Here is a 12046-nt window from a genome sequence, read left to right as displayed (position 1 = left end):
TTTTGGGTAATAAAACCCCAATCTTAAGAAGAGGTGACTGGAATGAACTATCGCGAACTGGGCAAGACAGGCATGAAAATCAGTGAATTGAGTTTCGGGACTTGGGCAATTGGAGGGTCTTGGGGAAATACCAATGATCAGGAATCTTTAAAAGCATTGGAATACGCCATGGAACAAGGTGTAAATTTCTTTGATACGGCAGATGTCTATGGCGACGGACACAGTGAAGAGTTATTGGGAAAAGCGACTAAAGGGAAACACGAAGAAATCCATATCGCCACTAAGTTTTGCCGGGCTGGAGATATTCATGACCCTAAGACTTACTCGATGGAACAAGTTTCAAAATACACTGAAGCGAGCTTGAAGCGTCTAGGGCGTGAGCAACTTGACCTGCTTCAAATTCATTGCCCGCCAATGGAAATTTTACAGGATGGCAGTGTATTTGAAGTGCTGGATAAACTGAAAGTGCAAGGGAAAATCCGTGCATACGGAGTCAGCGTTGAAACCGTGGAAGAAGGGCTTCTCTGTCTGGAAAATCCGAATGTCAGCAGTCTGCAGGTGATTTTCAATTTATTCCGCCAAAAACCCCTGGAAGAACTCTTTCCAAAAGCAATTGAAAAGAATGTCGGCATACTGGCACGTGTTCCTCTTGCCAGCGGATTATTAACTGGTAAATTCAAGGTGGATTCACAGTTTGAAGCTGACGATCACCGAAACTTCAACCGTGACGGCGAGGCGTTCAATGTCGGAGAAACGTTTGCGGGACTTGAGTTTGCTAAAGGCGTAGAATTAAGCGACGAGCTTGCATGGATTGCAGAAGGCCGTGGAAACCGGACGCAAGCTGCATTGAAATGGATCTTGCAGCAGGAAGCGGTCACTTCCGTCATTCCAGGATTCCGAAGTGTTGCGCAGGCAGAAGACAACCTGAAAGCATTGGATGCCCGGGAATATACCCCTGAAGAAATCGACCGATTGGCGCAATTCTATAAAGAACGCGTCCATCCGGAAATCAGAGGCGTATATTAATAGAAGAATCTTACCGCTAAAGGGCAAAAGTCCCTTTAGCGGTTTGTTTGAATACCTATACGTTTAAAAGGAGAGAAGGATATGAAGAAAATTCGATGGGGAGTCCTCAGTACAGCCCAGATTGGAAGAACGCAAGTCATTCCAGCGATTTGCCGCGCTGACAATGCTGAAATTATCGCCATAGCGAGCCGAACCAGCAAAGTGCATGCGATAGCTGAGGAACTGCAAATACCCAAAGCTTACGAAAGTTATGAAGAACTGTTGGATGACCCTGAAATTGATGCGGTTTATATTCCGCTTCCCAACCATCTGCATAAAGAATGGGTGATCCGCTCGGCACAAAAAGGCAAGCACATTCTTTGTGAAAAACCGATCGCATTGTCTGAATTGGAAGCAGATGAAATGTTTGCCGCTTGCAAGGAAGCTGGCGTCAAATTGATGGAAGCCTTCATGTACCAATTGCACCCGCAGCATGCCCGTGCCAAAGAAATCATTGCTTCAGGAGAAATCGGCGAAATCAAATTGATGAAATCCAGCCACTCGTTTTATTTGGAGAATCGTTCATCGGATATCCGGATGGATGCCGCAATGGGAGGGGGCAGCATCTATGACGTCGGATGTTATGCCATACAGGCGATCCACCATTTGACAGATGCTGAACCAGTGGAAGTACAGGCAGAAGGCGATATTGATCCGTCAACTGGAATCGATTTGACTGGAATTGTGCGCATGAAAATGAGCAACGGCGTCCATGCCTTGTTCGATTGCAGTTTTGATATGGTCAGCAGAAATGACTATGAACTGATTGGTACTGAAGGCAGCCTTAAAGTGCCATTTGCTTTCCGTCCGGATCTCAATGGCCATATCGGCACCGTACTGGTTCATAAAAGTGGCGTTACACGCGAAGAACGAATTTTAGGCGATAGTTACAGGCTGGAAATTGAACAGTTTTCAAATGCGATTTTAACGGATACGGATCCGGCCATCACTGCGGATTCGACATTAAAGAACATGCGGACCATTAATGCCTGCTACCGTTCGTTGGAAACTGGAGAAAAAGTCCATATTGAAGAAACGGAAGAAACCTTCTACTAAAAGAAGGTTTTGTCCGTTCTGATTGAGTTCAGGCGCAGAGCTTTTTAAAAGTCACTGTCCAGCCAGGTTTACGGAACATAAAGTTCTCCTTGCCCTACCACAATAGCGGAACCGCCAATTTTCACTTCTCTGTATTTCTGTTTTTTCTTCACTACCGTAATGTCGATAAAACTCGGCCTCCCCATTTCGATGCCTTGCTCGCTGCGGATTGTGTAGAGCCCTTCTTCCATGTGGCTAACAGCACCATGCTCGACTAGAAATGCGCCGAGAGGTCCTGAGGCGGCACCTGTTGCCGGATCTTCAGAAATGCCCATGGCAGGAGCGAACATCCGGCAGTGCACAGTGGAATTGTCTTCTTCCGTTTCATTAGTAAAGGCGAAGATATGCTGGCGATCGGGATCTCCGCTAAAATGGCGTTCCCATACATCGGTGCGGAAGTTGATTTCCCGCATAGCAGCAAGTGAACGGATAGGGACAAACAGGAAAGGCAACCCAGAAGAAACGGTCTGAATCGGATAACGGAAGTCCAGTTCGCTCTTTGGCAGTGACAGCAGATCCGCGACGAGAGCTTGCCGCGTCAAGGTCTCGCCAAAAACAGGGAGAGGCTGAATCATTTCAATTTTGATGATTTTCTCAGCTTCTTTTTGCACAGTGACGTTGATATCTCCGAAATTCTCTTCGATGGTCCATTCATTGATTCCATCCTGTGTAGGCAGCATTTTCAAATACGCCAGTACATAAGCTGTTCCAATGGTGGGGTGGCCCGCTATCGGCAATTCAACCTGGGGCGTGAAAATTCGGAGACTGACCTGATTTTGCGGTTTTTGGGGCGGACAGATAAAGGCTGTCTCCGATAAATTCAGTTCATTGGCTATTTTTTGCATGGTCTTTGATTCCAATCCTGATCCATCATGGAAAACCGCTAATGGATTTCCACCAAAAGCCTTTGCAGTGAAGACGTCGACTAAAGTATACTTCAAGGTTTGCATAGATACCCTCCTTTGTTAGAATAGTGAGACTTTAGAGTTTCTTTGTATCAATTCGCCATTTAAAAGTCCAACACCTTTTATTGCAATCTTTTCAATTTGAGAATACAGTGAATGTAATGAACTGGAAAAGAAAAGAGGAAAACGTGTGAAAAAACAGATTGTGGTAATTGGGCTAGGCCGTTTCGGCAGCAGTGTTTGTAAAGAATTGCACAGTATGGGACATGAAATCATGGCCATCGATACAGATCCGGAGAAAGTCGATACTTTAAGAGATTATGCGTCTTTTACCGTCATTGCAGATGCAACGGACAAAAATCAGCTGAACTCTTTGGGAGTCCGCAACTTTGAGCATGCCATTGTTGCAATTGGAGACAACCTCCAGGCCAGTGTTTTGTGCACATTGATGTTGAAGGAACTCGGATTGCCCAAGGTCTGGGTGAAAGCTCGCGATCTCCAGCATGAAAAAATCCTTCACAAAGTCGGGGCTGACCGTGTTATTCAACCAGAAAAGGAAATGGGAATACGTGTCGCCCATCATGTGGACTCGGAAAGCATTGTGGATTATATCGATCTTTCACATGATTACAGCATCATCGAGCTGGTCGCCTCTAAAAAAATGGCCAATAAAAACTTAGTGGACTTGAACATCCGCAAAGAATTCAATTGCATTGTATTGGCAATCAAAAAACAGGAAGAAGTCAATATCGCACCGGCGATTGATGAAGTGATTGAACAAAGTGATGTTTTGATTGTCATGGGGCATAAAGACGATTTGAAACGCCTGGAAGACAAAGCTTAAGAATGCTTAAGCAGAATAGGCAGGAAATGGGGACTGAGATTGAAAATCCGAATTGAGTGGACCTATAAGGTTCCTAAAAGCCGGGAAGCGGTTTTTGTTTCTGAAGAAATGGCGGCAGCTGAAGCATTGGTGATAGCAGAGGATTTGGAGCGTACCGGACGTGTCAAAAATCTTCATTTTTCCGATCAGTTCGACAGCAGCTGGACCGTTAAGGAACTCAAGGCTTATTTGAAGGGGATTGAAACCGAACCGCATAATATCACTGTCTATTTTGATGGAGGATATGAGCGGACAACCCGGACTGCAGGTCTTGGCTGTGCGATTTATTACGAGCAGAACAGCAAAGCGTATCGCTTGCGGACCAATGCCAAACTGGATGGGCTGACATCGAATAATGAATCGGAATACGCTGCCCTCCATTTCTGTTTGCAGGAGCTCGAATACCTGGAAGTCCATCATTTGCCCGTCCGTTTTATGGGAGATTCACGCATCGTCATCAATGGACTGACAAATGAATGGCCTACAATTGAAGAACAGCTGATTCCTTGGGCCAATCGAATTGAAGAAAAAATAACGAAGTTGGGTATACAAGCCGAATACGAGTTAATTCCGCGTAAAGAAAATGCAGAGGCTGACAAATTAGCCACACAGGCTTTACATGGCGTAACGATTGCGGCAACCAGTGAAGTTATCCGGTAAGGCATCTCATACGGTCTGCAGAACCAGAGCATATAGCTCTGGTTCTTTTTAAATTCTTCTTCAATAAATTACGGTAAGTGCTCCAGGTTTGTATAGTTTACTGCGCCTATTTAATTAAATATCTAAATAGTCAGTTTATTGCTTGCGGAATGATTGTGTATAGGTTATAAATGATTTGTACAATAATTGTGCAAAAACTATACACATGAAGGAGAGGAAGAAATGAAGAAGATTCTGGTTTCATTCTCAGTCGCAATGGCCCTCGTATTTTCGCTTCTCGCTGCTGGAGTTATGGCAGATAGTCATACTGCTAAAGTACGGGTGCTCCATGCTTCACCGGATGCTCCTGCTGTCGATGTTTACGTCAACGGAGATTTAACGCTTGAAGAGGTACCGTTTAAAACAGATTCAGGTTATTTGGAAGTACCAGCCGGTACACATGATGTAGAAGTTTTTGCTAGTGGAACAGAATATGCAGCAGGCGAAGGGGTATTGCAGGCGGATCTTGCAGTAGAAGCCGGCAAAGCGTATACCGTTGCTGCAGCAAACTTATTGGAATCGATTGAATTTGTTGTTGCAGAAGACTCGATGGAAGTCACTGAAGGAAAAACAAAAGTCCGTGTTGGCCATTTGTCACCGGATGCACCGGCAGTTGATGTCGGCTTGATCGGTGGAGACGCTTTATTCAGTGGAGCAGAATTCCCTGGAATTACGGATTATGCAGAATTGGATGCCGGTACTTATGATTTGGAAATCCGTTTGCCGGACGGAACACAAGTATTGCCGTTGGAAGGCACTGAATTAGCCGCAGATACTGTCTACAGTGTTTTTGCAGTAAACACAGTGGATTCGTTGGAAGTCATCGCGTTGGTTGATTATGAAGCTGCGGGATCTCCTGATGGGATGCCAACTACTGGACTTGGAACACCTGACCAGTCACAATCCATGTGGTTGTTAATCGGTGGAGCACTCGTTCTTTTTGGAACAAGTACCCTTGTTTGGAAAAGACGGTTTCAATAAGCAGCTGATGGCACTCCTGCTTCTTTTCTTATTGGCGGGGTGCCAACAGCCTGTTGATGAAGTGAGTATCCGTTCAGAAAATGTGGGCTTTACACTGGATGAACCGGCTGCCGTCACTATTCAACAGCCGGCTCCTCTCAGCAATCCCATCAACGGATTAAAACGTACAGGTATTCAACCCGACACTCTGAAAATTCCTGCAATTGATGTGGAAGCACAAGTCCAGCATCTTGGAATGACAAAAACAGGTGAAATGGCAGTTCCGGACAATATCGAAGACGTCAGTTGGTTTTCTCCAGGCTACCAGCCAGGCCAAAACGGCCGCGCTGTTATTGCCGGACATGTGGATGGTGTCGAAGGGCCCGCAATTTTCTGGGACCTTTCCGAGCTCCAATTAGGGGACGAGGTATTGGTGCAGGATGAAGACCGAACCTTGACTTTTAAGGTTCACACAATGGAATCCGTACCGTTAGACTTGGCGGATGTTTCGGCAGTCTTCGGTTATACATCATCTCCGGAACTGGTTCTGATCACTTGTTCAGGCACCTACGATTTTGACCGGGGGACACGGGAAGAGCGTTTGATCGTTTATGCCAGCCTTATAGAAAATGAATAGAAAAGATGCTCCGCTTTCCTGGTTAGGGAAAGCGGAGCATCTTTACATTAAAATGGGTTTTCCAGTTTAAAGATGGAATCCGTTTCTGCTCTTGATGTCTGGTAAAACAGGATGTGAATCAGCTGGTCTGCCATCTCTTGAGGAGTGAACTTGAAATCGCCATTCACCCATTCAATGATCAAGCCGAAAAGGGCGTAGGCATTATAGCTGCTCAGCAAGCTCGGATCAATATCAGGATTCGGCAGGGGGGTGAGCAGGTCTTTCTGGACTAGTTCCTTCAATACCTGGCATATCCGGTTTTGAAATCCGGGAAGAACATTGGAGTTGATGATGATGGTATAGAAACGGGAATAGCATTCGACATGATCAAAAATTTTGATCGAAGAGGAGGAAAGTTTGCCAACTTTGAAGTCTTTTATTTTTGCGTACGGTTCGCGGTAGGAATGGATCAGGTCGATTAAGACATCGTCAATCAATTCATTCAGAAGTTCTTCCTGTGTCTGGTAATGCTTATAGAAAGTTCCGCGATTCAGATTAGCGGACTGGACAATTTCTGTAATGGTGATGCTTTTGAATTCTTTTTCATCCATTAAGAAAATCAATGCTTCTTTCAAAGCAGATTTTGACTTGTCGATTCTTCGGTCTTTTTTCATCGAGCATGACCTCACTTTCGTCATTTGTTTTGCAATACTGCACAAAATCAAACGCGGATGTTCGTTAATCAACATTTAGAGGTTGATTTGCTGATTGCTAACTAAATTATAGGACAATATACTGTGACTGTATAGGTGAGGACATCTGTTCATGCCAGAAAATAATCGATGAAAAGAGGAACTGAAAAATGAAACTTGAAGGAAAAGTAGCTATCGTAACAGGAGCAGCATCCGGTATGGGTAAAGCAGTTGCAGAACTTTACGCGAAAGAAGGCGCAAAAGTAATCGTTTCCGATATTAACGAAGAAGGTGCACAAACAGTAGTTGCCGGCATCAAAGAAAATGGTGGTACTGCAGTATCGGTGAAAACCAATGTAGGAGATCTTCATGAAATCGAAGCGATGATCGACTTGGCAGTAAGCGAATATGGAACTTTGGATATTCTCGTAAACAATGCAGGCATCATGGATAATTTTGAGCCTGCTGGAGAAATTGAAGATGAAAAATGGGAACGGATTTTTTCTATCAATACAACGAGTGTCATGCGTGCAACACGTAAAGCATTGCCAATTTTCCTTGAGAAAAATAAAGGCATCATCATTAATGTCGCTTCAGCAGGCGGATTGTATGGCGCTCGTGCAGGCGCTGCTTACACAGCTTCTAAGCATGCTGTTGTCGGCTTTACGAAAAACACTGGTTTCATGTATGCAAATGAAGGAATCCGTTGTAACGCCATCGCACCAGGCGGCGTAGAAACCAACATCAGCTCATCGATGACTTCCATCAGCGAAATGGGAATGGGACGCATAAGAAATGGATTGGCTTTAAACCCACGCAACGGAAAATCCGAAGAAATCGCAAAAGTAGCTTTGTTCTTGGCTTCTGATGATTCAAGTTTCGTCAATGGTACAGTAATTACGGCTGATGCCGGATGGACGGCTTACTAATCAATAGAAACCACTCAGCCCGCTGCATGAAAATGCAGCGGGTATTTTTATTGCATGCATGATGGCTGTTGTGCAATATGTGTTTAAGGTGGGGGCGTTTAGGCTATAATGAGGTGGAAGTGAAACAAGAAAGAACGGCTGGAACCACCAATTCACTGAAAGGGCGTGCGTTTGATGAAAGTGGCAATTATTGGAGCAAACGGAAAAGTGGGCAGCAAGTTAGGGAGGATTTTGGCAGAAAACGGCGATGAGCCTATCGGGTTCATCCGTAAGGCAGAGCAGGCGAAGCAATTGGAAGCACAAGGGATTCAAACGGTAATAGCTGATTTGATCGAGACGGATATTGAGGAGTTTACTCGTCTGCTGAAAGCATGCGACGCTGTAGTGTTCACTGCAGGTGCCGGTGGGGCAGGAGACGAGCTGACCACTGCTATTGATGGGGAAGGCTTAGTGAAAGTCGCCAAGGCTGCTGAAATGGCAGATGTCCGCCGGTTTTTACTCGTATCGGCATTTCCAGACGCAGGACGGGGAAAAGACATGCCGGCTAGTTTTGAACATTATATGAAAATCAAACGCCAGTCGGAAGTCGATTTAGTGAAAACAGCTTTGGATTGGACGATTTTGCGGCCGGGCACTTTAACGGATGATGCTGGGAACGGAAAAGTGAATCTAGGCTATACATTGATGTATGACACGATTGCCCGTGAGGATGTGGCCGCAGTATTGGTGGAATTGCTCAATTACCCGGAAACAGCTGGGCAGATTCTGGAAGTGGTGCAAGGTGACGAGCCGATTGCATCTGCTGTAAAAATAAAAGCAGGCAAATAAATAGGAGGAGGCAGCCGGTCTAAGCGAAATGGCTGCAACCTTTTGGCTAACAGAGCGTTCTAGTAGATTCAGGACTTATTTTATTATAGAAAGCAGGATTAATGGACATGGATTGGTTTGATTTGCTTAAGGCATTAATTTTAGGGTTTGTAGAAGGCATGACAGAATTTGCACCGGTTTCTTCTACGGGTCACTTGATCATCGTTGATGATATGTGGTTAAAATCGCAGGAATTTCTAGGGAAATACCCTGCTAATACATTTAAGATTGTCATCCAGCTGGGGTCGATTCTGGCGGTTGTCGTAGTATTTTGGAAACGATTGTTTAGTTTGGTCGGACTTTATAAAATTGAAGGGCAGCAGGCAAGCTCAAGCTTTAATCTCCTGCATGTCATCATTGGAATGTTGCCGGCAGTGGTTTTTGGATTTGCTTTCAAGGACTTGATAGATGACCATTTGTTTGGTGTAGAGACCGTTATCTATGCATTGGTGGCCGGAGCAATCTTAATGATCGTTGCAGATAAGTTCGGACCTAAAAAACCGACCGTCAACTCGTTGGATGAAATTACATATTTTCAGGCGTTGAAGATCGGCCTCGTGCAATGCCTTTCCCTATGGCCTGGATTTTCACGCTCAGGTGCAACCATTTCAGGTGGGGTGCTCTTCGGCTTGAACCACCGGGTTGCAGCTGATTTTACCTTTATTATGGCGGTTCCGATCATGTTCGGAGCGAGTCTCGTCTCGGTATTGAAGAACTGGGATACCTTGTCAATGGACTATCTATCTTTCTACATTGTGGGATTTGTATCCGCCTTTGTGTTTGCATTGATCTCCATCCGATTCTTCCTGAAACTGATCTCACGCATCAAGCTGATGCCGTTTGCCATATACAGACTAGTATTGGCAGCTGTGCTGGCAATTATTGTTTTCCTATAATCAGTAAAAGGAGCTTCCATTGGAGGCTCCTTTTGCATTACACGAATTTATTGTTTTTAATGAGTTCAAGTGCGATATCCGCTTTTTTAAGATCATGTTCAATTTGCTCATCGACATTATAGGCATGGTACATTTCATTTTTGATCATGTATTGGGCTATTTTATCATGTGTATCGATGGCGGTATCCAATTCGCGGCGCAATAATTTTTTCACTTCGGGAGTTGCGGTTTCCGTGATGGCAACGGCAAGATTTCGCACAGCTGCTTTTGCTGTTATCAGGAAATCTGTGGCAATGGCCATATCATCAAGCATCGATCCGGGAATCGCTAAATTATCCTTTTTGGCTTTTTTCTTTATCGCGCTATTCTTATCCGTTGCTTTCTTTGTTTTGGTGTCATTTTTCTTTGCCATGAGATCCATCCTTCCACATTGAATGCTGTCTGTTATTTCTCTGAATCGGCCAATAGTTTGCGGAAATCTTTAATGGCTTTTTTGGATAGTTCCAAATCTTCTTCCAGAATCGCTTTTAATTCCGGATCTTTTACAAGTCCACTGAATACTTTATTTTTAGCCACACAGGCTGTTTTAAAGGTCAATACTTCATGGACTTCCAGTTTTTCGTGCATTGCCAATTGCTTCGCCATGTTTTTCCTCCTCCATAAATGGATAATGGTAAATGCTAATTACCCTTTACCCGTTTACTCATTTTTAAATCATCAGAAGCCGTCTTGTGAAACCGGAGCTTTTGACATGATCTATTCGAGAAAGTTGTCTACAACTGCAAGAAACAACTGGGCTTGTTCTACATTTGGGCCATGCCCGGATCGCTTAAATTCCATAAAAGTGGCATCAGGTATGGCGACCGCTGTTTCACGCCCTTTTTCGGGCGGATTCAACCCGTCGAATTTCCCGCTGATGACTAAGGTTTCAGCAGTAATTTGAGAAAGCTGGTTGCGGAAGTCGAATTCCTTCAACGCTTCAGAAGCGGTGATCTGCTCCTGCATCGTCAGTTGGCGGCTTTGTTCGGCTGTTTTGCTGAGCCACTCATCAATCAGCGGTTGGTTATGGTAAATGTAACTGGAGGAAGCAGCGAATTTCTCCAGCATGCTCAATCCTTCGAAAATCTCCTTGTGGCGTTCAAAAAGCTCAGCCATGGATGATTGCCTTCCGTGGGATTTTGTGGCGACCAGTATCAGTTTACTTACTTTTTCTGCATATTTGATAGCTAACCCCTGTGCGATATAGCTGCCCATCGAAACCCCTAAAACGTCAACAGTCTCCAGTTTTAAATAAGACATGAGGGCGTAGGCATCTTCTATATGATCTTGTAATGTATAAGAGTCTTGGCGGCTCGAATTTCCATGGCCACGCGAATCCATTGCTATGATGCGTTGCTTATCTTTGAAAAATTCAATTTCACGGTAAAACATCGCAGAGTTGCTGGTCAATCCATGCAGCAGCAAAAGCGGCCGTCCTTCACCAATATCTTCATAATATAATTCAATCCCCTTACGTGTGAATGTAGGCATAAATAATCCTCTTTTCCTCAAACAGTTTGAACTTCTCTTGTAACGTTATACCCTGTACTGAAAGAAATTAACTTTAGGGAAAAATAAAAAGCACAACAAAGAGTTGTGCTAAAAATTTTCGGGGGTTCAGTAACAGTTCGTTGACATGAACGCTTTTTATTCAATTGGACTGTGTCCTGGAATTTTGCCATTTCTCGATAAAGCTGAAGATGGCGGCAAGCAATAGGAACATGCTGACAGTCGTGTACCAGGGGAATTCCGAGATGGCTTGGCCGAAAGCCGTGTAAAGTATGGCTGGGGCGATCAGCCCTAAAGCAGAGATTGCCATATATTCTTTTCGAGATTTGGTCATTTCAATCAAATACAAGGACAGCAAGTGAAAGTGAACAAACGGCATGATGCGCAAAATCATGACTTGCGCGACCGACAAAGTGCGGTCAGGAAAAATCTTCTCTTTCAGCCGTGACATTTTCCCGCGGAATTTCGGGAATTTATTGACCAGCAGGTAAGAGATCCAGCTCATTAATGTCAATCCGATAAAGGATAAAAAAGCGCCTTCGAGAAAACCGAAAAGGTAGCCGCCTGCAATACACACAGCAATAACCGGCAAAAACAACAAGGGACGCAATAAATGCAAGAGAATAAAGAGAAACGGTGCCAGCCAGCCGACATTGTCCATAAATACTTCGAGGGATTGATCGAATTGCTCCATACGGTTCCGACCTCTCTAAATGTGATTACTAATAAGGAAGGATAAGCCAAAAAGACTTTAAAAGCAAGGAGTATGACAGACATCTCTTGAATTTTGGGTTTATACTTTAAACAGACGGGGAAAGAGAAGAAGTGGCTTTATTTGAAAATAAGGAAATAGCTTGAATGAGAGCGATTAGAAACGCGCTATTAAAAATG

At 44.3% G+C, this 12046-nt stretch carries 15 protein-coding genes; 9 read left to right on the top strand and 6 right to left on the bottom strand.

Translation table 11 applies throughout. From position 1 onward, the window contains the following. Window positions 1-42 precede the first annotated feature (42 nt). Complete coding sequence (locus H9630_RS14015; protein ID WP_191716118.1) at window positions 43-1026, top strand: aldo/keto reductase; 984 nt, start codon at window positions 43-45, stop codon at window positions 1024-1026. 81 nt (window positions 1027-1107) lie between these two features. After that, a complete protein-coding gene (locus tag H9630_RS14010) occupies window positions 1108-2121 on the top strand; it encodes a Gfo/Idh/MocA family protein (RefSeq protein WP_191716117.1) in 1014 nt (337 codons plus the stop codon). A 68-nt stretch (window positions 2122-2189) separates the two neighbouring features. Here H9630_RS14010 and H9630_RS14005 read toward each other — a convergent pair whose 3' ends face one another. Further along, entirely contained in the window at window positions 2190-3110 is a 921-nt protein-coding gene (locus tag H9630_RS14005) for a PhzF family phenazine biosynthesis protein (RefSeq protein ID WP_191716116.1), read from the bottom strand. A gap of 145 nt (window positions 3111-3255) precedes the next feature. Here H9630_RS14005 and H9630_RS14000 point away from each other — a divergent pair, with 145 nt between their 5' ends. From H9630_RS14000 to H9630_RS13985, 4 genes are all read left to right on the top strand, one after another. Then, complete coding sequence (locus tag H9630_RS14000; protein ID WP_191716115.1) at window positions 3256-3909, top strand: potassium channel family protein; 654 nt, start codon at window positions 3256-3258, stop codon at window positions 3907-3909. 39 nt (window positions 3910-3948) lie between these two features. Beyond that, window positions 3949-4608: a reverse transcriptase-like protein gene (locus tag H9630_RS13995; protein WP_191716114.1), complete on the top strand. Its 660-nt coding sequence runs from the start codon at window positions 3949-3951 to the stop codon at window positions 4606-4608. Between the two features lie 222 nt (window positions 4609-4830). Then, the gene (locus tag H9630_RS13990; protein ID WP_191716113.1) at window positions 4831-5628 is read left to right on the top strand and encodes a DUF4397 domain-containing protein; all 798 of its coding nucleotides are present in this window, start codon (window positions 4831-4833) and stop codon (window positions 5626-5628) included. Continuing rightward, window positions 5588-6244, top strand: coding sequence for a class F sortase (locus tag H9630_RS13985; RefSeq protein WP_225218572.1), 657 nt, complete (start codon window positions 5588-5590; stop codon window positions 6242-6244). Before H9630_RS13990 ends, H9630_RS13985 begins: the two co-directional genes overlap by 41 nt. A 47-nt stretch (window positions 6245-6291) precedes the next feature. On the opposite strand, the gene H9630_RS13980 is transcribed toward H9630_RS13985, so the two are convergent. Next, entirely contained in the window at window positions 6292-6897 is a 606-nt protein-coding gene (locus tag H9630_RS13980) for a TetR/AcrR family transcriptional regulator (protein ID WP_191716112.1), read from the bottom strand. Between the two features lie 188 nt (window positions 6898-7085). Here H9630_RS13980 and H9630_RS13975 point away from each other — a divergent pair, with 188 nt between their 5' ends. The 3 genes from H9630_RS13975 (at window position 7086) to H9630_RS13965 (ending at window position 9607) form a co-directional block, all read left to right on the top strand. After that, a complete protein-coding gene (locus tag H9630_RS13975; protein WP_191716111.1) occupies window positions 7086-7844 on the top strand; it encodes an SDR family oxidoreductase in 759 nt (252 codons plus the stop codon). 174 nt (window positions 7845-8018) lie between these two features. Then, a complete protein-coding gene (locus H9630_RS13970; protein WP_225218571.1) occupies window positions 8019-8672 on the top strand; it encodes an SDR family oxidoreductase in 654 nt (217 codons plus the stop codon). A 107-nt stretch (window positions 8673-8779) separates the two neighbouring features. Continuing rightward, a complete protein-coding gene (locus tag H9630_RS13965; RefSeq protein ID WP_191716109.1) occupies window positions 8780-9607 on the top strand; it encodes an undecaprenyl-diphosphate phosphatase in 828 nt (275 codons plus the stop codon). Window positions 9608-9644: 37 nt separating this feature from the next. Here the strand turns inward: H9630_RS13965 and H9630_RS13960 are convergent, their stop codons facing one another. The 4 genes from H9630_RS13960 to H9630_RS13945 form a co-directional block, all read right to left on the bottom strand. Next, a complete protein-coding gene (locus H9630_RS13960) occupies window positions 9645-9920 on the bottom strand; it encodes a spore coat protein (RefSeq protein WP_191716450.1) in 276 nt (91 codons plus the stop codon). Between the two features lie 131 nt (window positions 9921-10051). Continuing rightward, the gene (locus tag H9630_RS13955; protein ID WP_191716108.1) at window positions 10052-10252 is read right to left on the bottom strand and encodes a YvdQ family spore coat protein; all 201 of its coding nucleotides are present in this window, start codon (window positions 10250-10252) and stop codon (window positions 10052-10054) included. A 111-nt stretch (window positions 10253-10363) separates the two neighbouring features. After that, entirely contained in the window at window positions 10364-11137 is a 774-nt protein-coding gene (locus H9630_RS13950) for an alpha/beta fold hydrolase (RefSeq protein ID WP_191716107.1), read from the bottom strand. A 160-nt stretch (window positions 11138-11297) separates the two neighbouring features. Continuing rightward, window positions 11298-11849: a TVP38/TMEM64 family protein gene (locus tag H9630_RS13945; protein WP_191716106.1), complete on the bottom strand. Its 552-nt coding sequence runs from the start codon at window positions 11847-11849 to the stop codon at window positions 11298-11300. Window positions 11850-12046 lie beyond the last annotated feature (197 nt).

Source organism: Planococcus wigleyi, from assembly GCF_014836985.1.
In the GTDB taxonomy this organism is placed as follows: domain Bacteria; phylum Bacillota; class Bacilli; order Bacillales_A; family Planococcaceae; genus Planococcus; species Planococcus notacanthi.
This window is presented reverse-complemented; position numbering and strand designations above follow the sequence as displayed.

Coding starts and splice junctions, on each gene's coding strand:
- H9630_RS13980 (WP_191716112.1), bottom strand. CDS start 6,897: ATGAAAAAAGACCGAAGAATCGACAAGTCAAAATCTGCTTTGAAAGAA.
- H9630_RS14010 (WP_191716117.1), top strand. CDS start 1,108: ATGAAGAAAATTCGATGGGGAGTCCTCAGTACAGCCCAGATTGGAAGA.
- H9630_RS13950 (WP_191716107.1), bottom strand. CDS start 11,137: ATGCCTACATTCACACGTAAGGGGATTGAATTATATTATGAAGATATT.
- H9630_RS13955 (WP_191716108.1), bottom strand. CDS start 10,252: ATGGCGAAGCAATTGGCAATGCACGAAAAACTGGAAGTCCATGAAGTA.
- H9630_RS14005 (WP_191716116.1), bottom strand. CDS start 3,110: ATGCAAACCTTGAAGTATACTTTAGTCGACGTCTTCACTGCAAAGGCT.
- H9630_RS13945 (WP_191716106.1), bottom strand. CDS start 11,849: ATGGAGCAATTCGATCAATCCCTCGAAGTATTTATGGACAATGTCGGC.
- H9630_RS13970 (WP_225218571.1), top strand. CDS start 8,019: ATGAAAGTGGCAATTATTGGAGCAAACGGAAAAGTGGGCAGCAAGTTA.
- H9630_RS14015 (WP_191716118.1), top strand. CDS start 43: ATGAACTATCGCGAACTGGGCAAGACAGGCATGAAAATCAGTGAATTG.
- H9630_RS13965 (WP_191716109.1), top strand. CDS start 8,780: ATGGATTGGTTTGATTTGCTTAAGGCATTAATTTTAGGGTTTGTAGAA.
- H9630_RS13975 (WP_191716111.1), top strand. CDS start 7,086: ATGAAACTTGAAGGAAAAGTAGCTATCGTAACAGGAGCAGCATCCGGT.
- H9630_RS13960 (WP_191716450.1), bottom strand. CDS start 9,920: ATGCTTGATGATATGGCCATTGCCACAGATTTCCTGATAACAGCAAAA.
- H9630_RS13990 (WP_191716113.1), top strand. CDS start 4,831: ATGAAGAAGATTCTGGTTTCATTCTCAGTCGCAATGGCCCTCGTATTT.